The organism is Plantactinospora sp. CNZ320, assembly GCF_002846275.1.
In genome coordinates, this window is the sequence record NZ_PJMP01000001.1 from 7,790,704 (window position 1) to 7,815,561 (window position 24,858).

A 24,858-nucleotide genomic window follows, 5' to 3' on the forward strand; every position below is an offset into this window, starting at 1 on the left:
CCGGCACGGCTGCGGCCGTCCGGGGCGGCGGCGTCGGGTCAGGACGCCGCCGCGCGCAGGGCCCAGAAGTTCGACCGGTACTGGTCGTGGATCGTCGCGGACTCGATCCGGAGCAGCGCCTCGTCGTTCTCCCGCAGCGCCGCGTTCGTGTAGTTGTGGCTGCCGGTCATCACCCACTTGCTGTTCCGGGTGCCGGCGTAGGTGCCCTCGATCAGCATGTACTTGGAGTGCACGATGTAGTCGCCGCTGATTCGGTAGAGGACGATCCGGGAGTGGCCGCTCAGGATGCGGAGCACGTCGGCGTCCATTGTGGTGTAAACGACCTCGATCCAGCACTTCCGGTCGGCAAGCGAGCGGAGTTCCTCGGCGATGCCGTTCCGGCTGAAATACCACATCCCGATCCGGATGATCGTCCGACCGGTCTCGGTGCCGACAGTGGTGTTGCCCTCGCAGCTCACGTTCTCGTTGAGCATGTTGTAGATGGTGTCGGTGGTCCGGTCCGATCCCGCCCGGGGAAAGAAGTACGCCTTCGCGTTGCCGCTGCCGACCGTGCGGTAGTAGTCGCTGTTCTTGGCCTTCGCCGCCAGGTCGTCGAAGTAGTCGAGGTAGGCGTTGTAGAGGCCGGCGTTTCCGACCAGGGTGACGGCGTTGTTCCAGTACGCCGTGGCGTTGCTCACCGTCAGGTTCGCCGAACTCTGCACCAGCACGTTGTTCGAGCCGGAGGTGTTGGAGAAGAGGTAGAACTTGTTGTGCATGATCGGCGAGCCGGAGTTGCCGATGCAGGCCGCGCCCTGGGTGCAGAAGACCAGCCACGACCGGTTGGCCCGGTTGCCGCCCAGCGTCGCCCGCATGGTGTCCACCGCCGGGTACTGCTCCGACAGGTGGTCCAGGACGATCCGTACGTTCACCCCGCGGTTGTGGGCCGCCACGATGTCGTCGGCGACCGAGGTGGACGTCCAGTGGTACATCGCGATGGAGATTGTCGAACCCGTCGAGGCGCCCTGCACCAGCCCCCGGATGTGGTCGACGATCCGGTACTGCTCGGCGGTCGCGGTCGGGTTGTTGAAGATCGCGCCGCTGGCCACGGCGCCCACCGCCGGGGTGGACGGCAGCACCGTCCCGGCGACCACCAGGGCGGCGGCCGCCACCGCTGCGACCGTACGACGTAGGGACATGCTCGCCTCCGGATAGCCCGTGACACCGACCGTGAACAATCGACGATGATGCCAGGCCGGCCCGCCGCGCGGGGGGCTCGACCGCGAACGGCGCATCGGACGCGGAGCCCGCAGCCCGGTGCGCCGACCCCGGAATCCGGAGCGCGGAGCCCGAAATACGGTTGCCGCACCGGGCGGGTTCGACCAGGGTGGGGGCATGACGTTCTGACGGGCACTACCCAGCCGAGCCGAAGCCCCTGTGCAGCGCCGTCGCGCGCCCGGGGTGAGCCGTAGCGCCGTCCGTCCCCCACCCTTCTTTCGAAGAGAGCCTCCTTGTCCCAGCAGCAGCAGTCCCGGCTGTCCCAGCAGATGTCCCGGCCGGAGTCCGCGCCGAGCGCCGGGCCCGCCACCGTCACCGTCTTCGCCTCCGCCCGCAGTTGGATCGAGTCCGATGCCGTCGACCAGTGCCACCAGGTGGCAGCCCTCGACGGCATGGTGTCGGTCGCCGGCATGCCGGACCTGCACCCCGGCAAGGGCGCCCCGATCGGTGCCGCCATGACCTCGACAGTGCTCTACCCGCTCCTGGTCGGCTCCGACATCGGCTGCGGGATCGCCGTCTTCCCCGTCGACCTGAAGCGGGTCGTACCCGAGCAGGTCGCCCGCCGGTTCCCCGACCTCGACGTCGCCCTGGACCCGGAGCGGGACGCCGACGACCCGGCCTGGGCCGTCGTGGACGGCGAGATCCCGGCCGGTCACCTCGACGGCCTGGGCACGGTGGGCCGGGGCAACCACTTCGTGGAGTTGGCGCGGATCCAGTCCGTCTTCGACCCCGACCACGCCACCCGGCTCGGGCTCGCCGCCGACGACCTCGTGCTCATCGTGCACAGTGGATCCCGAGGGCTGGGCGAGCGGATCCTGCGGGCACACACCGAGCGGCACGGCGCGGGCCCGGCCGCCGATCCGGCCGGTTACCTCGAACTGCACGACGCCGCCGTGCGCTGGGGGTCGGTCAACCGTCGACTTCTCGCAGCCCGGGTGCTGCACGCCCTCGGCGCCAAGCCGACCGAGCCGATCGTGGACCAGTGCCACAACCTCGTCGAGGTCCGCGACGGGGCGTACCTGCACCGCAAGGGTGCCGCGCCGGGTGACGGCCGGGACGTGCTGATCGCCGGTACCCGGGGCACCTGCTCGTATCTGGTGGCCGCGCACGCCGGGCCGCACGCCAACTTCTCCGTCGCGCACGGCGCCGGCCGCAAGATGTCCCGCGCCGACGCGCTGCGCCGGGGCCGGGCCAAGCACACGGTCGAGGAACTCCGGCGTACCCCGGTGGGGTCGCTTGTGGTCTGCGGTGACCGTCAACTGCTGTTCGAGGAGGCGCCGACGGCGTACAAGCGGATCGAGCAGGTGATCGCGGACCTGGTCGAGCACGGGCTCGCCACCCCGGTCGCCACCACGGTTCCGCTTGTCACGTACAAGACGATCGATCGGGGCGGCAGCACCCGGTCGGCCGGCCGACGGGATCACCGGGACCACCGTCGTGGCCGGGGCCGGTCGTGAGCGCGGCGCCGCAACAGCAGCACCTGCTGATCTCGGCCGGGCGTGGCCCGCAGGAGTGCGCCTGGGCGGTCGCCCAACTCCTGCACCGGTTGGAGGCGGACGCCCGGCAGCGGGGCCTGCGCACGTCGCGGGTCGAGACCGTGCCCGGCGACCGGCCCGGCACCTACCTGTCGGTGGTGGTGGAGATCCGCGGGGACGGTGCCGGGGAGTGCGCCGCCTCGTGGACCGGCACCCTCTGCTGGCAGGCGCCGAGCCCCTACCGGGCGAGCGCCGGCCGGAAGAACTGGTACGTCATCGCCCGGCCCTGCCAACTCGACGCCGCCCGGACGTCGTTCGCGGAGACCGACGTCGACATCGTCGGCTGCCGTACGGGTGGCCCGGGCGGGCAGCACCGGAACAAGGCGAGTACCGCCGTGCGGGCAACCCACCGTCCATCGGGGATTGTCGTGGTGGTCGACACCGAGCGGCAGTTCAGCCAGAACCGGCGGATCGCCCTGGAGCTGATCCGGCAGCGCATCGCGGACGACGACCGGGCGGCGGGCCGGGCCGTCACCACCGCTCGCTGGCGGATCCACGACGAACTCGTGCGCGGCAACCCGGTACGGATCGAACGACCGGATTCGTCGCCCGGCCAACGGTAGCCGCGGACGCCTACGACCGGCCCGCTCCGGGTGGCGTTGCCGGGATGAGTGGGTGCCGGTCGACGAGTTCCTCGGGCGCGGAGAGGCACCACGCCTCGTAGAGCAGTTCGGCGAGTTCGTCGGCGTCGATCCCGGACAGGTGCACGACGACCCAGCCGAAACCGCCGGAGGTGAACTGCACCTCGAAGACGTCCGGCCGCTCGGCGACCAGGGCCGCCTGCTCCGACAGGGTCTGCTTCAGCCCGACCGTGCTGGTGCGGGGCCAGTGGTAGCCGAAGCGCCGGCCCCGGACGCTGTACGAGGTGTAGTCGTGCGCCTGGGCGCTCTCGACCTCGGCGAGCCTCTCCACCATCCGCAGGAACTGCGCACTCGGTACCCCCACGCCGGACATTCTCGCGTACCCGTCGGACCGGCCGAATGTCGGCCACGGGACGCTGTGTGATCTAGCATTAGTGTGCGCCACACAGTATCGTGTGATTCATGCCAGACGACGAGCTTCTCTCGACGCATCTACAGGAGCTACGACGGGGCACCGTCGTGCTGGCCTGCCTGCTGATCCTCAAGAAGCCCAACTACGGCTACGCCCTGCTGGAACTGCTCGGCCGGCGAGGATTCGCCGTCGACGCCAACACGCTCTATCCGCTGCTGCGCCGCCTGGAGAAGCAGGGACTGCTGACCAGCGACTGGAACACCGAGGAGTCCAGGCCGCGCAAGTTCTACCGCACCAGCGGCGAAGGGCTCGACGTCGCCGAGTTGCTGAGCCAGGACTGGGAAACGCTTGACGCCGCCTTCCGCACCCTGAGAGATGAGCTATGACCACCACCGCTTCCGGTACCCTCACCGACCGCTACGTGGCGGCGGCTCTCGGCCAGCTCCCCGGGCGGCAGCGCGCCGACATCGAACGGGAACTGCGTACCTCGATCGCCGACGCGATCGACGAGCGGCTCGAGTCCGGAGCCGACCCGGCCGAGGCGGAGGTGGCGGTCCTCACCGAACTCGGTGACCCGGCCCGGCTGGCCGCCGGCTACGCGGACCGCCCGGCGTACCTGATCGGGCCCGGGCTGTTCGTGGACTACACCCGGCTGCTGCGGATCCTGCTCGCCACCGTGTTGCCGGCCGCCGTGGTGGGCGTGGCACTGCTCCGGACGCTCCAGGGCGACACCGTTGCCGGTGTGCTCGGCGCCGCCGCCGGGACGGCGGTCACCGTCGCGGTCCACGTCGCCTGCTGGACGACGCTCGCTTTCGCGATCGTGGAACGCGTCGCCCACCGACGACACCCGGCCGGGTGGCGGGCCGGTCGGTGGACCCCGGCCGCGTTGCCGGAGCCACCCAGCCGCCGCATCCGGTACGTCGAGCTGATCGGCGAGACCGCGGCACTGGTCCTCTTCAGCACCTTCATCCTGCTGTCGCCAGCACTGAGCATCGAGCGGGACGCGGCCGGTCGACCCGTCGGCATCCTCTCGCCCTGGCTGTGGGAGACCGGCGTCGTGTACGCCTTCCTGGCGGTCGCGGTCGTCAGCCTCGGTTTCGCGTACGTGAAGTACTACCTACGGTGGAACCTCGCCCTGGGCATCACCGGAGCCCTGGTCAACCTCGCCAGCCCGGCCATGCTGATCTGGCTGGTCAGCACCGACCGGGTGCTCAGTCCCGCCTTCGTCGAGGCGGCCGGCTGGTCGACCGGCGCCGCCCGGTGGATCAACACCGGCCTCGTCGTCGTCGCCGTCCTGACGATCCTGCACACCATCGGCGAGGCCGCCGGACAGGCCCGCCGCCGCTGACCGCCCGCACCACCGGCCCACCGTGGCGGTGACGTCGGGGCGACGCACCGCCAGCACACCGCCAGCACACCGCCAGCACACCGCCAGCACACCGCCAGCACACCGCCAGCACACCGCCAGCACACCGCCAGCACACCGCCGCGAGCGTCCCGACCGATCGGGTACGCCGCCGGCCGCCACCCTCGACGCGCACGTCCGCGCGTACCCGCACGCTGCCCGCAAGCCCTCCGACGACCGGGGAGACATCATGAAGGCGATCATCCACGACGAGTACGGGCCGCCCTGCGTGCTGCGGTACGGCGACGTCGACATGCCGGCCGCCGGCGAGGGCGAGGTGCTCGTCCGGGTCCACGCGGCATCGGTCAGCCACGGTGACCGGGTCTGGCTGCACGGCCTGCCCCGTGCCGCCCGCCTTGCGACCGGGCTCCGGCGCCCGAACCGGACGGTGTTGGGCCGGGCCATCTCCGGGACCGTCGAGGCGGTCGGGCCGGGCGTGACCCGCCTCGCGGTCGGCGACGCCGTCTTCGGCGAGGTGAACCAGCGCGGATTCGCCGAGTACGTGGCGGTCGCCGTGGACCGGCTGGCCCGGCGGCCCGCCGGGGTGACCGACGAACAGGCCGCCACGCTGCCGATCGCGGCGACCACCGCACTCCAGGCGCTGCGCCGGGCCGACCTGCGAGCCGGCCAGTCCGTACTGGTCAACGGCGCCTCCGGCGGCGTGGGCACCTTCACCGTGCAACTGGCGAAGCGGTACGGCGCGGTGGTGACCGCCGTGTGCAGCACCCGGAACGTCGAACTGGTCCGCTCGCTCGGTGCCGACCATGTGGTCGACTACACCCGCCAGGACGTCACCCGGGGCTCGGACCGCTTCGACGTCGTCGTCGACCTCGCGGGCGGCCGGCGCCTCTCCGCCACCCGCCGGCTGCTCACCCCGACCGGGACGTACGTCTGCTCGACCGGTACCGGCGGACCGCTGCTGGGGCCGCTGCCCCTGCTCGTCGCAGTCGTGGTGACCGCGCCGTTCGTACGTCAGCGGTTGCGGGTGCTGACCGCCACCAGCCGGGTCGACGACCTCGACCAGCTCGCCCGGCTCGTCGCGGCGGGGGAGATCACGCCGGTGATCGAGCGGACGTACCCGTTGCGGGAGACCGCCGAGGCGATCGAACTCGTCGAGACCGTGCACGCCCGAGGCAAGATCGTGCTGACCGTGTGACCCGTGCCGGTGACGGCATCGCGCATGCGGGGGCTGACAGTTGCCAGGCCCGGTCCGGGCCACGCCGCTCGATGATCCCGTAGCGGCGCGACCCCACGGCACGCCGTTGAAAAAGTTTCGATCCGTGTCGCCCCGTCATCCGCGACGGTAGGTGCCCGCCGGCAACGGCGTGACCTGCGAAAGATCGAGAAGCGGCCGGGCGAGCCCAAGATCAGCACGTCCGGCGGCCTGTCGCCGACCGTGGCCGAGCGGTAGCTCTGGCCAAGACCCAATGGCATGCTTGGCGTCGGGAAGCAACCCGGAGGTGTGGGGTGAGCGGATCAGCACAGCCGGACGGACCCGGCGACGGTGCGATGGCCGTACGGATCCTGGTCGGGGCCCAACTGCGACGACTGCGCGAGGACCGGGGACTGACCAGGGCGGAAGCGGGCGAGCCGATCCGTGCCTCCGAGTCGAAGATCAGCCGGATGGAGCTGGGCCGGGTCGGTTTCAAGGAGCGCGACGTACTCGATCTGCTCTCGCTCTACGGCGTGCACGACGAACAGGAACGGGCCACCCTGCTGGCGCGGGTACGCGAGGCGAACACGTCGAGCTGGTGGCATCCGTACAGCGACGTCACGCCGAACTGGTTCCAGCGCTACCTGGGCCTGGAGGCGACGGCCACCCTGATCCGCAGCTACGAGGTCCAGTTCGTTCCGGGGCTGCTCCAGACCGAGGAGTACGCCCGGGCGGTGGTGCGCCTCGGTCACGGCTCGGCCCGGGAGGACGAGGTCGCGCGCCGGGTGCGGTTGCGGATGGAGCGGCAGCAGGTGCTGACCCGCCCGGATCCGCCGATGTTCTGGGCGGTGGTGGACGAGGCCGCGCTGCGCCGCCCGGTCGGCGGGCCGCAGGTGATGCGCGACCAGCTCGAGGCACTGATCGGCATCGTCACGAAGATGCCGAACGTGAAGCTGCAGGTGATCCCGCTCGCCGCCGGTGGGCACGCCGCGGCCGGCGGCGCCTTCACCATCCTGCGTTTCCCGCAGCAGGAACTGGCCGACCTGGTCTACATCGAACAGTTGACGAGTGCGCTCTATCTCGACAAGCGGGAGGACGTCGACCGCTACTTCGAGGCGGTGAACCGGCTGTTCGTCGAGGCCGCCCCACTCAAGGACACCTTCCAGATCCTGGACCGGATCATCCGCGACCTCGACGAGGCGCCCCGGTGACCGGGCCGGTTCCCACCTCCGGCGAGGAGATCGGGAACCGGCCGGCCGACCCGCGCCACCCGATGCGTACCCCGGAGGAGGCCCGGACCGCTATTACCCGGCCGTGACAATGCGCGGACCGGCTCCGGACATGGCGGTGGCACCTTCGCTCGGGTGAGTTCCGAGCCCTACCCACCAGCCGCCCGGGTGGCCGCCGTCCCGGCGCCGTCCCGGCAGCGCTGGGCCGATGTCGCCAAGGGCGTCTGCATCGTCCTCGTGGTGCTCTGGCACGTCATCGTCAAGCACTACCTGCGGATCGACTGGCATCTCGGCGTACCGCTGCCCGGGGTGTGGGGGACGATTGGCGAGCAGTTGCTGCCGCTGCGGATGCCGCTCTTCTTCACCATCTCCGGACTCTTCGCGTCGAACGCCGTGGACCGGCCGTGGCGCCAGGTCGGCCGGTCCCGGATCGCCCGGTTCCTCTACCTCTACGCCGGGTGGCTCCTGATCCACACCGTGCTGCTCGCCGCCGCGCCGGACTTCCCGACCGACCGGGCCAGCTCGGTCACCGGCCTGCTGGCCGAACTCACCGTCAGCCCGTCCAACCTCTGGTATCTGCACGCCCTCGCGCTGTATTTCGCGGTTGCCAAGCTGGGCCGCCGGATCCCCGCGCCGATACTGATCGCCGCCGCGGCCGGCCTCTCCGCAGCCAGCACGGCGGGACTGCTCGCCACCGCCGGCAACCGGGCCGGCGTCTACCAGAATCTGGTCTTCTTCCTCGGCGGGCTGCACCTGCGGCCGTACCTGTCGCGCTGGGTGACGACCGCGACCCGGCGCCGCCTGCTGGGCACCGCCGCCGGCTACCTGGCCGCGCTGGGTGCGATGGCCTGGGCCGGCGCGCAGGGCTGGCCGGGGGTGTGGCTGCTGGTCTCGGTCGCGGCGGTGGCCTTCGGCCTGACCGCCGCCGCCCGGCTGGCCCGGTGGCCCTGGGTCGCCGACCCGCTCGCCGCCCTCGGCCGGCGGACCCTCCCGGTGTACGTCCTGCACCTGCCACTGCTGGCGCTGGCCGACCGGGTACTGCTCGGCCCGCTCTCCGGGCTGGGACGGTCCGGACAGTTCGCACTGGCGCTCGGCTATCCGATCCTGCTCACCTCGGCCCTGCTCGCGGTGACCTTGGCACTGCACCGGGGACTGCTGGCCCTGCGGGCGGGCTGGATGTTCGACCTGCCGGCGCCCCGCCCCGCCGGTCGTCGGCGTCGCCGGGGATCCGACCGCCGCGACGGCGAGGTTCCGGCGCGGCGGCTCGCGGATGCCGTACCGCAGGGGTGGCGCGGATGAGCGGGCTCGCCGAGGCCGAGGTCGACCTCGCGGCGGTCGCGGCCAACCTGGGTACGGTCGCGGCACGCGCCGGTACCGCGCTGATGGCGGTGGTGAAGGCCGACGGGTTCGGCCACGGTGCGGTACCGGTGGCCCGGGCCGCGCTGGCGGCCGGCGCGAGCTGGCTCGGGGTGACCTCGACCGGTGAGGCGCTGGCCCTGCGCGCGGCGGGCCTCACCGCGCCCGTACTGAGCTGGCTGCACCGTCCTGACGACGACTTCGGCGCTCTGATCGACGCCGACGTCGACCTCGGTGTCTCGACCGTGCCGCACCTGCACTCGGTCGCCGAGGCGGCGCGCCGGTCGGGCCGGCCCGGGACCGTCCAGCTCAAGGCCGACACGGGACTGTCCCGCAACGGCGCCAGCCGGGACGACTGGCCGGGCCTGGTCGACTGGGCCCGCAAGTACGAGGTCGAGGGGACCGTTCGCGTGCGGGGAGTCTGGTCCCATCTGGCCGGCGCCGAGTCGCGTGACGGTCGGAGCGTCGGCCGGCAGGTGGCCGCCTTCACCGAGGCGCTGCGGATCGCCCGGCAGGCGGGCCTGCGGCCGGATCTCGCCCACCTGGCGAACTCGGCGGCGGCGCTGGCCGTGCCGGCGAGCCGGTACGACCTCTGCCGGATCGGACTGGCGCTGTACGGCGTCGACCCGTTCGGCGCGACCGGCGCCGGGGCGTACCGGCTGCGGGCCGCGATGACCCTGCGTTCCACTGTGGTGAACGTCAAGCGGGTGCCGGCCGGTACCGGCATCTCCTACGGACCGGACCGGGTGACCGCGCGGGCGACCACGCTGGCCCTGCTGCCGCTCGGCTACGCGGACGGCCTGTCCCGGGCGGTGGAGGGCCGTGCCGAGGTCTGGCTCGCCGGCACCCGGCGGCCGATCGTCGGGCGGATCGCCATGGACCAGTGCGTGGTCGACGTCGGGGACCTTCCGGTGGAGATCGGCGACCCAGTGGTGATCTTCGGCCCGGAGCCGGCCGGACCCGGCTGGCCGACCGTCGCGGAGTGGGCGGCGTGGGCCCGGACCAGCCCGCACGAGGTCCTGACCGGCATCGGCGCCCGGGTCGCCCGCCGGTACCGGCCGGCGAGGCAGGCAGCGCGATGAGTGTACGGATCAGCGGGCTCGGTGCCCGGGTGCCGCGTTGCGGCCGGAGCACAGGGGAGTATCGAAAATGAGTATTCGGCTGGCGGTGCTGTACGGCGGGCGCAGCGGCGAGCACGAGGTGTCCCGCCGTTCGGCGGTGAGCATTCTCGCCCATCTCGACCGGGACGCCTACCGGGTGACCGAGGTACTCGTCGAGCGGGACGGCGGATGGCGGGTCGACGGCGTACCTGTCACGTTGCCGGCGGCGCTGCGGGTACTCGCCGCCCAGCAGGTGGTGTTCCCGGCCCTGCACGGCCCGTACGGCGAGGACGGCACCGTCGCGTCCATGCTCGACTGGCTCGGCGTGCCGTACGTCGGTAACGGGGTCTTCGCCAGCGCCGCCGGGATGGACAAGGAGGTGACCAAGAAGCTGCTCGGCGCCGAAGGGCTGCGCGTCGCGGCCGGCGTGACGCTGCGGGACGGGGAGTACCTCTCCCAGGCCGAACAGCGGCAACTGGGCCTGCCGGTCTTCGTCAAGCCGGCCAGAGCGGGTTCCAGCCTCGGCGTGTCCCGGGTCGACCAGTGGTGGCAACTGCCCTCCGCGCTCCGGCTGGCCCGCCAGGCCGACCCGAAGGTTCTCGTCGAGCGGGCCGTACCCGGTCGGGAGATCGACGTCGGCGTACTCCAGTACCCGGACGGACGGGTCGAGGCGGGACCGCCGCTGGAGATCGCCGTCCCGCCGACCGCCGCCTTCTTCGACTACGCCGCGAAGTACGACGGTGGGGCCGTCTTCCAGATTCCGGCTCCGCTCGACGACGCCACCACCCGGCTGTTGCAGGAGCGGGCCGTCCGGGCCTTCCACGCACTCGGCTGCCGGGGCCTGCTCCGGGTCGACTTCTTCCTACCCGACGGTGGGCCGGGTGTCGGCTCGTCGTGCGACGGTGGGCCGGGTGAGCCGGTGGTCAACGAGGTCAACACGTTCCCCGGCTTCACCAGCGAGTCGCAGTACCCGCGGATCTGGGCGCGGGCCGGGATCGCCTTTCCGAGGCTGCTCGACATCCTGATCGACGGTGCCCGGAGCGCCGTCGCCGGGTGAGGCGCCGGGTGAGGCCGCTCAGGAGTCGGAAGCGGTGGCGGAGGCGGTGGTGGCGGGCAGCACGGGTGAGCCGGGCCCGAGGTCGGGCGGCAGGCACCGGGCGGCGCCGGGGGAGGGCGTTGCGGGTGCGGGTGCCAGGCAGTCCGGCGGGTCGCAGCCGTACGGCCCCCGGCGCCCGTCCGGACCGGTGAGCGTGATCGTCGCGCTCTGGGCCGGGCCGCCGTCCGCGAGGGCGTACCAGACGGTGCAGACGATCTGGTCGATCGCCGTCGTCGACAGCGCGGTCACGTCGGTGCCGAGGTTCACCGTGGTACCCGACGGCTTCTCCGGGGTGGCCGATGGCTCGGACCGGGTCACCGCCGGCCCGGCGTCCGCCGGGATCTCGGTGCGGTAGCCCTGCTCCCGCTCCCGCCGTTCCGGGCCGGCGAGCAGCAGTGCCAGCGCGTCGTCGACCGAACCCGGCGGTGTGGACGGGCGCAGCACCAGGGTGAGCCGCTGTTCCACCACGAAGTACAGCCCGACGCCCTGGATCGGTCCCGCCGGGGCGGCTCCGCCGGCGATGACCGCGCTCGGCCGTACGCCGCACCCGGCGGCGAGCATCGTCAGCAGCGCGACGACGACGAGCGGTACCCGCCGCCGCAGGCCGGTCACGGACGCCCTCCGCCGGGACCGGGCCGGTAGTCGGCGGGCGGCGCCGGATCGGTGCAGTGGCGCGGCAGGCGGAGGGTGAACACCGCGCCGCCGGCCGGATCGTTACCCGCGACCAGGCTGCCCCGTTCGGCGCCGGCCCGGTGCAGTCGGGCGTTCTCCCAGGCGATGGCGAGGCCGAGCCCGCTGCCCTCGGAGCGGCTCCGGGCGCTGTCCGCCTTGTAGAAGCGGTCGAAGACCTGCGGCAACACCAGCGGGTCGAATCCCGGGCCACGGTCGAAGACCGAGAGCACGATCCAGTCCGGCTCGGCGCGCAGCCGTACCGTCACCGGCGGTGCGCCGTGCCGCAGCGCGTTGCCGACCAGGTTTGCCAGGATCACGTCCAGCCGCCGGGGGTCGAGCCGGGCCCGGATGTCCGGCGGCAGGTCGGTCAGCACCCGATCGGTCCAGCCCCGGGCCCGCAGTGTCGCGCGTACCGCCGCCGGCACGTCGATGTCGTCGAGGGCGAGTGCCGCCGTGCCGCTGTCGAACCTGCTCACCTCGATCAGGTCGTCGACCAGCCGGGTCAGGCTCTGCGTCTCCTGGCTGACCAATCGGGCGGCCCGGCCCGCGTCGCCGGGCAGCCGGGGCGCCTCCTCGTCGAGTACGTCGGTGACCGCGGTCATCGCGGCCAGCGGGGTACGCAGTTCGTGTGAGACGTCGGCCACGAAGCGCCGGGCGTCCGCCTCCATCCGGCGCAACTCGCCGACCTGCCGTTCCAGCCGCCGGGCGGTGTGATTGAAGGTGTCTGCGACCCGGGCGAGTTCGTCGGAGCCGCGTACGGCCAGCCGGGTGCTCAGGTCACCGTCACCGAGCCGGCGGGCCGCCCGGTCGAGTTCCCGGACCGGCCGTAGCACGCCCCGGGCGGCGAGCAGCGCCAGCGCGACGGCGAGGGCCAGTGAGAGCGCGCCGGTCAACCAGGTCGACCTGGCGAGCTCGTCGATGCTGCGCTGCTCTGCCTCCAGGCTGTGCAGGCGGTAGATCTCCAGTCCGGAGGGCCTTGGTGCGCCGTTCGACTCGTCGAGCATGAGTTGGGTCCCGATCACCAGGTACGGGAAGCCGTCCGCGGTCTGCCGCTGCCAGACGACCCGGCCTTCCTGCACCGCTGTGCGCAACTCCGGTGACAGTACCGCCGAGATCCGGTCGCGGGCGGAACTGTGCCCCTGGTACACGGCGATCGCGGTGTCGTCGCGGCCGGAGAGTTCCGTGCTGATGGCGTCGAGGTCGACCTGGCTCGGTGGCAGGGTACGGATCGGGGGGAGTTGGGCGATCTGCTCCTTCAACGTCACGACGGCGGCATCCTGAGCCGTTTGCAGGATGACGTTGCGGGCCTGAACGTAACCGGCCCCGGCCACCACCGCCGTGGTGGTCAGCCCGAGCGAGACGAAGGCGAGCAGCAGCCGGAGCCGCAGGCCCGCCGGCCACCGCAGCGGGCTCACCACCGGGTCCGGCCGTGGCGCGTGGCGTCGTGATCCAAGCACCGGCCCTGCCGCGTGGCGCCGTGCCCCCACGGTCGGCCGTGCCGCGTGGCGCCGTAGTGCCGGCCGTGCCGTCGGGCGCGGCTCACAACGGGCCGAACCGGTAGCCGAAGCCGCGGACGGTCTGCACATAGACCGGCGCGGCGGAATCGTCCTCGATCTTCGCCCGCAACCGCTGCACGCAGGCGTCGACCAGCCGCGAGTCGCCGAGGTAACCGTGCTCCCAGACCGCCTCCAGCAGCTGCTGCCGGCTGAGCACCCGACCCGGCGTGCTGGAGAGTTCGAGCAGCAGCCGCAGTTCGGTCGGGGCGAGGCCGATCGGCACCCCGGCCTTGCTGACCACCAGCGCGGACCGGTCGATGCTCAGCGCACCGTACCGCTGCACCGCCGGCTCCGGGCCGGAGCGCCGGGGTTCGCCGCCGGTGCGGCGCAGCACCGCCCGGATCCGGGCCTCCAGTACCCGGGCCTGCACCGGCTTGACCACGTAGTCGTCGGCGCCGGCCTCCAGCCCGGCCACCACGTCGATGTCGTCGTTGCGGGCGGTGAGCATGATGATCGGCAGATCGCCGGCAGACCGGATCCGGCGGCACACCTCGAAGCCGTCCATCCCGGGCAGCATGAGGTCCAGGACGACGACGTCGGCGGTGTCAGTGGCCAGCCGGGCCAGGCCCTGCTCGCCGGTGGCCACGGCGTCCACGGTGTGACCCTGGCGGGTCAGGGCCAACTGGAGGCCGTCCCGTACCGTCTGATGGTCCTCGATCAACAGCACCCGAGACATGTCACCAACTATTGCATTTCCGTTGAAGTCGCTCTTTGATCATGAGCAGCGGCCCGGGTCAGACCTCCTGCTGCCGGGGTGTCCGGTTCCGGGTCCGCCCCGAAGCCGTGACCCCGGGCGAGGCTGTGACCCGGGGCGAGGCTGTGACCCGGGGCGAGGCCGCGACCGGGGGCAGGGCCGACGAAATCCACCGGACGCAGCAGGACCAGGACGGTGGCGACGACCAGGACCACGAATCCGCTCGCGGCCACGATCGCGACGAAGAGCCCGCCGGCACCGTCGGTCGCGGTGTAGGGGGTGTGCGCCGGCACACCGGCCAGCAGCACCACCAGGGGTACCCCGCCGAGCAGCCCGAACGGGCCGACCTCCACGGCGGCAGGTGCGGTACCGCTGCTCGGGCGCGACCGGGCCAGCGCGGCGGCGATCGGGCAGAAGAGCGCCGTAGCCAGCAGCACGCCACCGAGGACGTCGCTGAACCGGTGCCAACCCGCGATCATGGTGGATGCGGCGATCATGCAGACACCCACCGCCCCCGGCCCGGCACACCAGCGTCGGGCCGGTGCCGGAAGCACGAGCAGGACCGCCAGGAGCAGCGCCATCGCCGCCGCGACATGGCCGCTGGGAAAACTGTTGTGCGTCGTCGAGGTGGCCACCCCGAGTTCCGGCCTCGGGATCGTCGCTTTGGCGACACCCGCGCAGACCACCGCGGCGCCGACCAGACCCACCCCGGCCACCCCGGCCCAGGGCCGTCGACCCAGCAGGCCCAGCAGCAGTACGGCGACGAGCAGCAGACCCAGCAGCGCCGGGTCGCCGAACCAGGCCAGTACGGCGCGCGCCGGCTCGACCAGGTCGGTCGGCTGCTCGTATCCGCCACCCCGCTCCGCCCGGGGCAGCAGTGTGCCGTCGAGCACCTGTCCCGCACCGGTGCCGACGAACCCGACGGCGGTCAGCCCGAACGCGAGCAGGTACCCGAGGGCGGCGCGACGCAGCCGGCGGGCCGGCTCCCGGATCGTCGGTGGCGGCCGGCGCCCGGACCGGGCCGGTGGGCTCGGCGGTGTCGTTGACGGGTGGTACGGCGATACCGGATGCACCAGCCAAGGATGCGGCTCGCTGGTCCGGGGGGAGTGCGGGTCATGTCATGGTTCTGTCACAGCCGCCGGCCGTGCCGCAGTGGCCGGCCCGCTACCAGCAGCTCCCGCAGACCGGCCGGGGTCGCCAGTCCGGCGAGACGAGTCGGACCATGCGGTCGACCAGCGGATCGGTGGTCTCCAGCGAGCGCGCCTCGACCCGGTGGTCCAGCAGGTCCCACACCACCCGGACACACTCGACCCGGACCAGGTAGTCGGTGACCACGCAGATCGCGAAGTCCACCGGACCGGCGGGTACCCGCTTCCGGTCGGAGAACGGGCTGGCCCCGGCCGGCGCGTACGGCCGCAGGTGCGACCCGTACACGAGGCCCTGCGAGTAGCCGGGCTCGTAGATGGCGTACCCGAAGGCGGCAGCCGTCTTCTCCTCGGCGCAGTCGAGCTGGCCCGCGAGGGTGAGGAACGAGCCCTCCTTCGACTCGTCCACCGCCGCGACCTCGATCGCCCCGGAGGTGCAGGGAATCCGCTCCCACACCGGCTCGGCAGCCGTCGCCGGCGCGGTGGCGGTCAGAATCGTCGAGGCGGCGACGGTCAGGATCGTCATGGCGGCGGCGAGCGAGGTCGTCAGGGCGGCGGCCACTGCAGTGACCAGGCGTCTCATTGGGGTGCTCCCTCTGTCGGCGGTCTGTTCTTCGGTGGGCTCGCGGCCTGCATCGCGCCGAGGGCGAGGCCGAGTTGGAAGCGGTTCTCCACGCCGAGCCGGTCCATCAGGGACCGCAGTGCATAGGTGACCGAGCGGGTGGACATCCCGAGTTCCTGCGCGACGCTGCTGTCGGTGTGCCCCTCGGCGAGCAGTGCGACAATCGCCTTCTCCCGTGGTGTGAGCACGACCTCGGGTACTCCGTTCCGCCGTGGATCCGTCGCGTCCGACCAGTACCTGACGAAGAGCGAGACGAGCGACTCGACCGCCGTGGCTTCGACCACCTCCCAGGTACCGTGGTGCAGCCCGTACGGGTCGACGGCGACCAGCGCGACGCGGCGATCGAAGATCATCATCTTGTGTGGTAGCCGGCCCGTCTCCCGGTACTCCCCGCCCAGCCGGGCGAACTCCGCCGCGTGCCGCGACGACCGGTCACCGTCGGCGGGTGCCCGGCCCAGCGAACGCAGCCGGATCCGGCGCCGCAACAGCGCGATGTCCATCGGTGCGGCGATCGCCAGCGCCTCGGTGCTGAAGACCTCCTCCGGATTCATCGCCAGGTGCTCGGCCCGCTCAAGTGTCACCAGCTCGGCGATGCGCCGACGGGTCGCCTCGCGGTCCGGCAGTCGCCGGGCCGAAAAGGGCCGGACCATGCCCGGTCCCAACAGGCCGGCCGGGCCCTCGGCCACCGGGGCGGCCCGCCGGAGGGCCCGGCGTCGCAGGGTCGCCACCGCCACCTCCACCGCCACGGCCCGCCAGGTGGCGTCGGCTCCGGGGCCGGACGGCCCGGCGTTCGGTACGACCAGGTCGGCCTCGGCCAGCTCGTCCAGCGCGGCCCGTACCCGGCGCACGGCGAGACCGAGGCTGGCCGCGATGTCGCCCGTGCTGCGGGAGCCGAAGGTGACCAGACAGCGGTAGATCAGGTCGGCGTCGGCGGAGACGCCCCAGCGGACCAGTAACGGCACCGCTCGTCCTACGGCCAGCGCCCCCGTGTCCCTGCCCGTCATGGACAACCCCCTCCCCCCGGGGAATCGGTACGTCGCGATACAAGCACAGGACGGCATCGATGTCTCGGATTGGCAAGATCACTTGGTCGATTCGTTGCGCGATCACGCAACGGTCCGGCTGTCGCGGAACCTCGTTGAACCGCAGGCGCGGGAATCCCGTTCTAGCTCACGTGCGGCCACGCGTCGCATGCCCGGCCCGCCTCGTCGACACGACCACCAGGAGAGGATCTTCGGGTTGTCACTCTTCACGCGCTCCCGTCAACCACAGGGCACGGAACCGACGAGCACGGCCGGCGGCCCGCTGCCGGACGGCCACCCCGAGAACGCCCCAGCCGCCGCCGAGGGTGGCGGTGACACTGCCGTCGACGACCACAGCGGCGGTGACGACGACGGGGCCGGCGACGACGGTGCTCGACCACCTGTCGGCGAGGTGCCGGACGGCCGGGCGGCCGACGAACGGGCGGCCGACGACCAGGCGGCGGACGACGGGGCGGCGGAACGGCGGGGCGGTTCGCCCGCACGGCGGATCGCGACGCGGCTGACGACAGGGCTCGCCGTCCTGCTCGTACTGCTCGCGTTCACTGCGGGAAACCGGCCGGAGCAGTTCACCCCCGGGACGCTCGCGCGGATACCGGTGGAGGCACTCCTCGGCGTCCTCCTCGTGCTCGCGCTGCGGCCGGGGCCCCGACGGGTCGCGGCCGTACTCGGCGGTGTCATCCTCGGCCTGCTGGGACTGCTGAAGCTCGTGGACATCGGCTTCTACGCCGTACTCGCCCGGCAGTTCGATCCGGTCCTCGACTGGGTACTGCTGGACGACGCGATCTCGTTCCTCACCGACTCCTTCGGCCGGGCCGGTGCGGTCGGCGCGGCGATCGTGGCAGTGCTGCTGGTCGTGGCGGTACTCCTGCTCATGACGCTGGCGGTGCTCCGGGTGACCCGTCTGGTGGTCCGGCACGACGTCGCCGCGAGGCGTGGCGCCGTGGTGCTCGGCGCGGCCTGGCTCGCCTGTGCGGTGCTCGGCGTACAGATCGTCCCCGGCGTACCCGTGGCGGCCCGGAACACGGCGGGCCTGGCACACGCGCGGGCCCACCAGATCCGCGACGGCCTGCGCAGCCAGCAGGAGTTCACCAGGCAGGCCGCCGTGGACGCCTTCCGCGACGTCCCCGGTGACCGGCTGCTCACCGGCCTGGCCGGCAAGGACGTGCTGCTGGTCTTCGTCGAGAGCTACGGGCGCAGCGCCGTCGAGGATCCGGCGATCGCGCCGCCGGTCCGCACGACACTCGAAATCGGCACCTGGCGGTTGAAGGAGGCCGGTTTCGATTCGCGCAGTGCCTGGCTCAGCTCACCGACGGCGGGCAGCGGCAGTTGGCTGGCCCACTCCACGTTCCTCTCCGGACTCTGGATCGACAACCAGCAGCGGTACCGCAACATCGTCACCACCGACCGGCTCACCCTCACCGGCGCCTTCCGGCGGGCGAACTGGCGCACCGTCGGAATCATGCCGGGCGTCACCCGGGCCTGGCCCGAGGGAGACCTGTACGACTACCAGAAGGTCTACGACTCGCGGCACCTCGGCTACCACGGTCCGAAGTTCAGTTGGGCCACCATGCCCGACCAGTTCGTCCTCTCCGCCTTCCAGCGGTACGAGCATGGGACGCCGGGCGGACCGCCGTTGATGGCGGCGATAACCCTCGTGTCGAGTCACGCGCCCTGGACACCGTTGCCCCGGCTGCTGGACTGGGACGACCTCGGCGACGGATCGGTCTTCGCGCCGATGGCGAGCCAGGGCCAGCCGAGAAGCGCCCTCTGGGCCGACCGGGCGAAGGTGCGTGCCGAGTACGGGCGGTCCATCGAGTACTCGCTGAACAGCCTGATTTCCTATGTGGAGAGGTACGGCGACGACGACACGGTGGTGGTCTTCCTCGGCGACCACCAGCCCTCGCCGATCGTCACCGGTATCGGTGCCAGCCGGGACGTGCCCATCAGCATCGTGGCGCACGACCCGGCTGTGCTGGACCGGATCTCCCGATGGGGCTGGCAGGAGGGGCTGAAGCCGGGCCGGCAGGCACCGGTCTGGCGGATGGACTCCTTCCGGGACCGGTTCCTGACCGCGTTCGGCCCCCGCACCGCCTCCTGATCCGGCCGTCAGGGCTTGCGGCCGACCCCGCCGTACCCGTCGACCGGCTCCGCGTCGTCGCTGTCCGGGCGCCACTGCGAGATCGAGACGATGCCCGGCTCCAGCAGCGTCAGGCCGTCGAAGCAGCGCTCGATCTGCTCCGGGCTGCGCAGCACGTACGGCACCGCGCCGGTGTCGTCGTAACCCTGCTGCGCCTCGTCGAATCCCTCGGTGGTGTTGGTGCTGTCCCACAGGATCAGGTAGCTGCCGCTGGGCACCGCCGCCATCACCCGGGCCACGATGGACCGTGCCTCCTCGTGGTCGGCGACGTGGCCGAGCACGCCCATGAACATGACCGCGATCGGCTGGGTGAAGTTCAGGATGTTCCGGGCGTCGGCGATGATCTGGTCGGGGTCGTGGAAGTCGGCGTCGACGTAGTCGGTCACCCCCTCCGGGGTGGTGTTGCTGAGCAGCGCGCGGGCGTGGGTCAGCACCAGCGGGTCGTTGTCGACGTAGACGATCCGGGACTCCGGAGCGGCACGCTGGGCCACCTGGTGAGTGTTGTCCAGAGTGGGCAGTCCGGTGCCGATGTCGAGGAAGTTGCGGACGCCCTCCACCGTCGCCAGGTGGTGCACGGCCCGGATCAGGAAGCGCCGGGACTGCTTGGCCAGCGGGACGATGCCGGGAAACTGTTGCCGATAGGCGTCACCGGCCTCCCGGTCGGCGGTGAAGTTGTCCTTGCCACCCATCCAGTAGTTCCAGATCCGGGCGGAGTGCGGCACGCCGGTGTCGAGCCCGTCCGGCCGTGCGTGGTCTGCTGGCGGCGCTTCCTTCGTCACTTGGTTCCCCAGGATTCCGTATCGGACACGATCGCTCCACCGTAGATTGTCGATCCGCCGTACGCAGCCCTCCGGTCGACCTCTCCTCAACCACGGCCGGCGACGGTGTCGGCCGCCTCGTCGCCGTCCGCCCCGGTGGGTCGGGGCCGGAGTCGTACCTTGGTGATGGCGTGCCTGTCGATCTCGGCGACCTGTGCGGTGAAGGCCGGCAGCTCGACGGTCTCGCCGGGGGCGGTCGGGATGTGTCCGAGCCGGGCGAGGATCAGCCCCGCGACGGTGGTGTAGTCGCCGTCGTCGGGCTCGTCGAGGTCGAGGCCGATGTCGGGCAGGTCGTGGATCGGGAAGGTGCCGGCGACCAGGAGCGTACCGTCGGGCTGCCGGACCACGGCCTGGACGTCGCGGTCCGTCTCGTCGTAGATCTCGCCGACGATCTCCTCGATGAGGTCCTCCATGGTCACGATGCCGTCGTTGGCCCCCCGCTCGTCCACCACCACGGCGAACTGCTGGCGCTGCTGGCGCATCTGGCGCAGCGCGTCGGTGACGCCGAGGGTCTCCGGCAGGAAGAGCGCCGGGGCGACGTGCCCGGCGACCGTGCCGCCGTCGTCGAGCAGGTCCCGCAGGTGTACGACGCCGATCACGTCGTCGAGGCCGCCCCGGGTGACGACCGGGGCGCGACTGTGCCCCGACTCGGCGAGCTGTCGCCGGGCCGCTGCGGTGGGCAGGTCGGCGTGCAGCGTGACGACCTGCCCGCGCGGTACCAGGATCTCCCGCAGGATCCGGTCGGCGATCTCGAAGGCACCGCTGATGATGGTGCGGTGCTCGGCGGAGAGCCCGCGTTGCGCCGTGACCATCTCCCGCAGCTCCTCGGCGCTCACCTCCTCCGGACCGCCTTCCGGGTCGGCCCCGCCGAGCCGGACCACCACGTTCGTCGACTTGCTGAGCAGCCACACCGCCGGCCGGGAGAAGGCGGCGAGCACGTCGAGCGGGCGGGCCACCACCAGCGACCAGCCCTCGGCCCGCTGCATCGCGATCCGCTTCGGCGCGAGCTCGCCGAGGACCAGGCTGACGAAGGTCAACAGGACCGTCACCAGGATGACGGAGGCCGGCTCGGCGGCGGAACCCAGGAACCCGAGCAGCGGCACCAGGGGAGCGGCCAGCGAGACGGCGGCAGCGGCCGAGGCGAGGAAGTTGGCAAGCGTGATGTAGATCTGGATGGTGGCCAGGAACCGGTTCGGATCCCGGGCCAGCTTCGCCAGCACCCGGCCGCCGCGCGACTGCCGCTCCAGCCGCTGGATCTGGCTCTCCCGCAGTGACACCAGCGCCATCTCGCTGCCGGAGAACGCCGCGTTGACAAGTACCAGGAACAGAACAAGTGCCACCTGTAGCCCGTAGCCGTCCACCGGAAGTCCGGCCTCCTCGTCCCGCGTGGTGTGGCCACCAAACCTAGTGGGTCGACGGCGTTCCGGTACGGCTCAGGTGGCGAGGATGATCGTCATCCCGAGGTACGTGGCCAGCAGCAGTACGCCCTCGAAGCCGAGCCGCCCCCAGCCGCAGGTCTGCCGGACGAGCAGCCCGGAGAGCAGGATCGCGGTCATGAACAGTCCGGTGGTGGTGATGAACAGGTCGTCGTTGCCGGCGGCGTGGTAGATGGAGCCCTGCCGGTACGCGATGTCGCCGACCACCAGCGTGATCACGTCGAGGATGTTCCCGCCGAGGACCGCCGCGACGGCCAGGGTTACCGCGCCCCGGCGTACGGCGGCGATCGCGGTGACCGTCTCCGGCAGCCCGTTCACGATGCCGAGCAGCACCCCGCCGGTGAAGCCCGCGGTGAGCCCGGTGGTCTCCACGACGCTCTCGGCGGCCAGCGACACGGCCCAGCCGCTCGCCGCGACGACCGCCCCGACCAGCGCGAACCGTAGCCAGAGCGTGCCCATGGCATGCCGGTCGAGCGCGCCGTGGTCCTGCGGTACGTCGGGTTGGGTCTCCTTGGTGCCGACCGCCTGCCACATCGGCCTGGTGCCGGCGGTCCGGATCAACCGGAGCCCGCCGAGGTAGCAGGCGACGATCACCACCGAGATCGGATGGATGCCGACGACTGTGACGTTCGGGCTGTAACTGCCCAGCAGCGCGAGGGTGAGCAGGGCGATCAGCAGGCAGCCGAAGAGCAGGTTCGAGGAGGAGGCGGCGGCGTGTTCGAGGTTGACCCGGCGGTGGAAGGCGTCCGCTACCGCGACCGCGGTGGTCTGGGCGGCGATCCCGCCGACCGCGTTGCTGTAGCCGAGCTGCGGATGGTTGCCCGCCGCGGTGACCGCGGTCATCACGATCCCGGAGAGCCCGGTGGCGACGCCGAAGAAGACCACCCCGAAGACGGCCTCGCCCCAGCCGGTCCGGTCCGAAAGGGCGTCGCCCAAGGCGACGAGCCGGATGCTGCCCAGGATCGTGACCAGGCCGGCGACGGCGAAGACGCCGACACTGGCGCCGAGTGGCCAGGGCGTGGCGGGTAGGAAGCCCAGCATCGGGCGGTCATTCCCGACTTGCCGGCTCCGAAGCATGCCACCGGGATCGGCAGTCGCACGGCCCGTGCGGCCCGCCTTGCCGAACCAGTCAGCCGGCGGGGCGGTCAGCCGGCGGAGCCGGTCGGCCTGCCGAAGCGGTCAGCCGGTGCGGGGGCGGTCAGCGGTCCGGTCGGTCCAGCCACCGCTCCAGCCCGTCGAGCAGCCGGTCCAGCCCGAAGGTGAAGCTCTCGTCCCAGATCCGCTCGGTGGTGTACGCGGCCGCCCCGACCTCCTGCCGCCACCTGTCGTAGTGCGGATGGTCGCCGGCGATCCGCCCCAGGTGCGACTCCAGTTTCTCGGCCATCTCGCCCACCGAGGTGTCGGACTGGCGCATGCTGTTGACCATCGCCGAGATGGTCGCCGCCGAGCCGATCGCGTAGGAGGTCAGCAGCGAACTGGCGTGCGACAGTTCCAGCCCCGAGAAGCCGGCCGCGGAGAGCAGGGCCACGGTACGTTCCCCGATGCGCAACGCGTTCGGACCGAGGTTGGGGCGTAGGCCGAGCTGGCTGATGACCCACGGGTGGCGGAGCAGCATCTCCCGGGTGCCGGTGGTCAGCACCGACGCGCCGATCCGCCAGCTCGTGTCGCCGACCTCGGGGACGTAGACCTCGCCCATCACCTCGTCGACCGCGAGTTCGAGCAGTTCGTCCTTGTTCGTCACGTACCAGTACACCGAGGTGGCGCCCGAACCCAGCCGGGTACCGAGCCGGCGCATGCTCAGCCCGGCCAGTCCCTCGGCGTCCAGCAGTTCGATCGCGGCCCGCACGATCTGCTCACGACTCAGCGAGGGCTGCTCCCCTCGACTGCGGGGCGGGCGTAGCCACACCGAGTTGGTGAACGGGTCGGACTTGGGCATCGACGATCCTTTCGACCCGGCCAGTCTACCGGCCGTCGTACGGCGTTCGAGTTTTCTGGTACGCCGTTCGAGAGTCCTGGTACGGTGTGCGAGCAATCTCGAACGCTGTACGAGCGGAGGTCCTCGTGTCCACGTCCCACCCGCGTCGCTGGTGGATCCTCGGTGTGCTCTGCCTGAGCCTGCTGGTGGCCGTCATCGACAACATGGTGCTGAACATCGCCATCCCAGCACTGATCCGCGACCTCGGGGCGAGTGCCTCGGACATCCAGTGGATCCTCGACTCGTACATCCTGGTCTTCGCCGGCCTGCTGCTCACTGCCGGCAGCCTCTCCGACCGGCACGGCCGGCGACGCGGCCTGGTGATCGGCCTCGCCGTCTTCGGCGGCGCCTCGGTGCTGGCCACCCTCTGCCAGACTCCCGGTCAGCTCGTCGCGGCCCGGGCCCTGATGGGAGTCGGCGCCGCCTTCCTGATGCCCGGCACGCTCTCGATCCTCACCACGGTCTTCGACGAGTCCGAACGGAAGAAGGCCATCGCGATCTGGAGTTCGGTGCTGGTGCTCGGCGCCCTGGGCGGTCCGACCCTCGGCGGCCTGCTGTTGCAGCACTTCTGGTGGGGGTCGGTCTTCCTGCTCAACGTCCCGATCGCCATCCTCGGCATCGTCGCGGTGCTGCTGATCGTCCCCGAGTCGCGCGGTCCGGCGAGCCGACCCGACGTGCTCGGTGCGCTGCTCTCCACCGCCGGGATGACGGCGCTGGTCTGGTCGGTCATCTCGTCGGCCAAGGAGGGCTGGTCGTCGCCGTCGACGGTCGTCGGGCTGGTCGGCGCGGCCGTCCTGCTCAGCGCGTTCGCGCTCTGGGAGCGTCGGGTCGCCGAGCCGATGCTGCCGATGGCGCTGTTTCGCAACCGCAACTTCGCCGGCGCCAGCCTCTCCATCGTGCTGCTCTCGCTCTCGGCCGGCGGCGTACTGCTCGCCCTGACCCAGTACCTCCAGTTCGTCCTCGGTTACGGGCCGATGCGGGCCGGCCTGGCGTTCATCCCGATGCTGGTCACCGTGATGGCCTGCAACGGCCTCGGGGTGGTGGTCGACAAGCGGTTCGGTGCCCGGGTCGCGATCGCCACCGGGCTGTCGCTGATGGCCGCCGGCTTCGGCGTGCTCGCCTCGATCGGACCCGCCGACGGCTACCCGACGCTGGCCGTCGCGCTGGTCCTGATCGGAGCGGGCAGTGGCATCACCGCGCCGCCGGCCGTCGGCACCCTGCTCGCCGCGCTGCCGCCGGAACGTGCCGGGGTCGGCTCGGCGGTCAACGACACGGTGCAGCAGATCGGCACGGCGCTCAGCGTCGCGGTGCTGGGCAGCGTACTCGCCGCCACGTACCGGGCCGCGATGCCGGCGGAGGTGACCGGCCCGGCCCGGGAGTCCATCGGGGACGCGCTGCGGATCGCCACCGCCACCGGCGACGACAACCTCGCCCGGTTGGCCCGGGACGCCTTCGTCGAGGCGATGTCCAGCACCGCGATCGTCGGGGTGGTCGGTGGCGTCGCCGCCGCCGTCGTCGCGGCGCTGGTACTCCGGCCGAAGTCGACCCCGCCGTCGACCGCCGTACCTGTGGAACCGGCCGGAGACGAGATCACCGTGCGGTAGCGGCGCTGGACGTCACCGAGCCCGACCCGAGCCGC

Annotated in this window: 23 protein-coding genes; 11 read left to right on the forward strand and 12 right to left on the reverse strand. The window is 71.9% G+C overall.

The features are described from left to right. Nucleotides 1-38: 38 nt before the first annotated feature. Nucleotides 39-1,175 carry a phospholipase D-like domain-containing protein gene (locus tag CLT71_RS34920; protein ID WP_158242385.1) on the reverse strand — a complete coding sequence of 379 codons (1,137 nt, stop codon included), beginning with the start codon at nucleotides 1,173-1,175 and terminating at the stop codon, nucleotides 39-41. A gap of 336 nt (nucleotides 1,176-1,511) precedes the next feature. Between CLT71_RS34920 and CLT71_RS34925 the strand changes: the two genes are divergently transcribed. After that, nucleotides 1,512-2,711, forward strand: a complete 1,200-nt coding sequence (locus tag CLT71_RS34925; RefSeq protein WP_101372043.1) for an RNA ligase RtcB family protein — start codon at nucleotides 1,512-1,514, stop codon at nucleotides 2,709-2,711. Then, nucleotides 2,708-3,352 (forward strand): peptide chain release factor H, encoded by a 645-nt coding sequence (gene prfH / locus CLT71_RS34930; protein WP_101370859.1) that lies wholly within the window; start codon nucleotides 2,708-2,710, stop codon nucleotides 3,350-3,352. Before CLT71_RS34925 ends, prfH begins: the two co-directional genes overlap by 4 nt. Nucleotides 3,353-3,362: 10 nt before the next feature. Here prfH and CLT71_RS34935 read toward each other — a convergent pair whose 3' ends face one another. Then, nucleotides 3,363-3,734: an MmcQ/YjbR family DNA-binding protein gene (locus CLT71_RS34935; RefSeq protein ID WP_101372044.1), complete on the reverse strand. Its 372-nt coding sequence runs from the start codon at nucleotides 3,732-3,734 to the stop codon at nucleotides 3,363-3,365. A gap of 98 nt (nucleotides 3,735-3,832) precedes the next feature. Between CLT71_RS34935 and CLT71_RS34940 the strand changes: the two genes are divergently transcribed. From CLT71_RS34940 to CLT71_RS34970, 7 genes are all read left to right on the forward strand, one after another. After that, complete coding sequence (locus CLT71_RS34940) at nucleotides 3,833-4,168, forward strand: PadR family transcriptional regulator (protein ID WP_101370860.1); 336 nt, start codon at nucleotides 3,833-3,835, stop codon at nucleotides 4,166-4,168. Further along, nucleotides 4,165-5,130 (forward strand): permease prefix domain 1-containing protein, encoded by a 966-nt coding sequence (locus CLT71_RS34945; RefSeq protein ID WP_101370861.1) that lies wholly within the window; start codon nucleotides 4,165-4,167, stop codon nucleotides 5,128-5,130. Before CLT71_RS34940 ends, CLT71_RS34945 begins: the two co-directional genes overlap by 4 nt. Nucleotides 5,131-5,377: 247 nt before the next feature. Further along, the gene (locus CLT71_RS34950) at nucleotides 5,378-6,343 is read left to right on the forward strand and encodes an NAD(P)-dependent alcohol dehydrogenase (RefSeq protein ID WP_101370862.1); all 966 of its coding nucleotides are present in this window, start codon (nucleotides 5,378-5,380) and stop codon (nucleotides 6,341-6,343) included. Nucleotides 6,344-6,696: 353 nt separating this feature from the next. Further along, on the forward strand, nucleotides 6,697-7,551 hold the full coding sequence (locus tag CLT71_RS34955) for a Scr1 family TA system antitoxin-like transcriptional regulator (protein ID WP_101370863.1): 855 nt from the start codon (nucleotides 6,697-6,699) through the stop codon (nucleotides 7,549-7,551). A gap of 153 nt (nucleotides 7,552-7,704) precedes the next feature. Next, on the forward strand, nucleotides 7,705-8,868 hold the full coding sequence (locus CLT71_RS34960) for an acyltransferase family protein (protein ID WP_486483617.1): 1,164 nt from the start codon (nucleotides 7,705-7,707) through the stop codon (nucleotides 8,866-8,868). Beyond that, nucleotides 8,865-10,007 carry an alanine racemase gene (gene alr / locus CLT71_RS34965; protein WP_101372045.1) on the forward strand — a complete coding sequence of 381 codons (1,143 nt, stop codon included), beginning with the start codon at nucleotides 8,865-8,867 and terminating at the stop codon, nucleotides 10,005-10,007. The genes CLT71_RS34960 and alr overlap by 4 nt, the downstream gene beginning before the upstream one ends. A gap of 67 nt (nucleotides 10,008-10,074) precedes the next feature. Next, nucleotides 10,075-11,082, forward strand: coding sequence for a D-alanine--D-alanine ligase family protein (locus CLT71_RS34970; protein WP_101370865.1), 1,008 nt, complete (start codon nucleotides 10,075-10,077; stop codon nucleotides 11,080-11,082). Nucleotides 11,083-11,100: 18 nt separating this feature from the next. Here CLT71_RS34970 and CLT71_RS34975 read toward each other — a convergent pair whose 3' ends face one another. The 6 genes from CLT71_RS34975 to CLT71_RS38460 all read right to left on the reverse strand — a co-directional run bounded on the left by CLT71_RS34975 (nucleotide 11,101) and on the right by CLT71_RS38460 (nucleotide 16,772). Continuing rightward, complete coding sequence (locus CLT71_RS34975; protein ID WP_199187819.1) at nucleotides 11,101-11,733, reverse strand: hypothetical protein; 633 nt, start codon at nucleotides 11,731-11,733, stop codon at nucleotides 11,101-11,103. Continuing rightward, nucleotides 11,730-13,208, reverse strand: coding sequence for a sensor histidine kinase (locus CLT71_RS34980; protein ID WP_486483618.1), 1,479 nt, complete (start codon nucleotides 13,206-13,208; stop codon nucleotides 11,730-11,732). Before CLT71_RS34980 ends, CLT71_RS34975 begins: the two co-directional genes overlap by 4 nt. A gap of 124 nt (nucleotides 13,209-13,332) precedes the next feature. Continuing rightward, nucleotides 13,333-14,025, reverse strand: a complete 693-nt coding sequence (locus CLT71_RS34985; RefSeq protein ID WP_101370867.1) for a response regulator transcription factor — start codon at nucleotides 14,023-14,025, stop codon at nucleotides 13,333-13,335. Between the two features lie 8 nt (nucleotides 14,026-14,033). After that, a complete protein-coding gene (locus CLT71_RS34990) occupies nucleotides 14,034-15,116 on the reverse strand; it encodes a phosphatase PAP2 family protein (protein WP_158242386.1) in 1,083 nt (360 codons plus the stop codon). Nucleotides 15,117-15,207: 91 nt separating this feature from the next. Continuing rightward, nucleotides 15,208-15,771 (reverse strand): hypothetical protein, encoded by a 564-nt coding sequence (locus tag CLT71_RS34995; protein WP_143743749.1) that lies wholly within the window; start codon nucleotides 15,769-15,771, stop codon nucleotides 15,208-15,210. Next, on the reverse strand, nucleotides 15,768-16,772 hold the full coding sequence (locus CLT71_RS38460) for a helix-turn-helix domain-containing protein (RefSeq protein WP_101370870.1): 1,005 nt from the start codon (nucleotides 16,770-16,772) through the stop codon (nucleotides 15,768-15,770). The genes CLT71_RS34995 and CLT71_RS38460 overlap by 4 nt, the downstream gene beginning before the upstream one ends. 277 nt (nucleotides 16,773-17,049) lie before the next feature. Here CLT71_RS38460 and CLT71_RS35005 point away from each other — a divergent pair, with 277 nt between their 5' ends. Then, nucleotides 17,050-18,951: an alkaline phosphatase family protein gene (locus tag CLT71_RS35005; RefSeq protein WP_101370871.1), complete on the forward strand. Its 1,902-nt coding sequence runs from the start codon at nucleotides 17,050-17,052 to the stop codon at nucleotides 18,949-18,951. A gap of 8 nt (nucleotides 18,952-18,959) precedes the next feature. Here the strand turns inward: CLT71_RS35005 and CLT71_RS35010 are convergent, their stop codons facing one another. The 4 genes from CLT71_RS35010 to CLT71_RS35025 form a co-directional block, all read right to left on the reverse strand. Then, on the reverse strand, nucleotides 18,960-19,781 hold the full coding sequence (locus tag CLT71_RS35010; RefSeq protein WP_101372046.1) for an SAM-dependent methyltransferase: 822 nt from the start codon (nucleotides 19,779-19,781) through the stop codon (nucleotides 18,960-18,962). A gap of 74 nt (nucleotides 19,782-19,855) precedes the next feature. After that, nucleotides 19,856-21,169, reverse strand: coding sequence for a hemolysin family protein (locus tag CLT71_RS35015; protein WP_101370872.1), 1,314 nt, complete (start codon nucleotides 21,167-21,169; stop codon nucleotides 19,856-19,858). Between the two features lie 72 nt (nucleotides 21,170-21,241). Further along, nucleotides 21,242-22,285: a cation transporter gene (locus CLT71_RS35020; RefSeq protein WP_101370873.1), complete on the reverse strand. Its 1,044-nt coding sequence runs from the start codon at nucleotides 22,283-22,285 to the stop codon at nucleotides 21,242-21,244. Between the two features lie 157 nt (nucleotides 22,286-22,442). After that, complete coding sequence (locus CLT71_RS35025; protein WP_101370874.1) at nucleotides 22,443-23,180, reverse strand: TetR/AcrR family transcriptional regulator; 738 nt, start codon at nucleotides 23,178-23,180, stop codon at nucleotides 22,443-22,445. 125 nt (nucleotides 23,181-23,305) lie between these two features. Between CLT71_RS35025 and CLT71_RS35030 the strand changes: the two genes are divergently transcribed. Next, nucleotides 23,306-24,823 carry an MFS transporter gene (locus tag CLT71_RS35030; protein WP_101370875.1) on the forward strand — a complete coding sequence of 506 codons (1,518 nt, stop codon included), beginning with the start codon at nucleotides 23,306-23,308 and terminating at the stop codon, nucleotides 24,821-24,823. The last annotated feature ends 35 nt before the right edge of the window (nucleotides 24,824-24,858 follow it).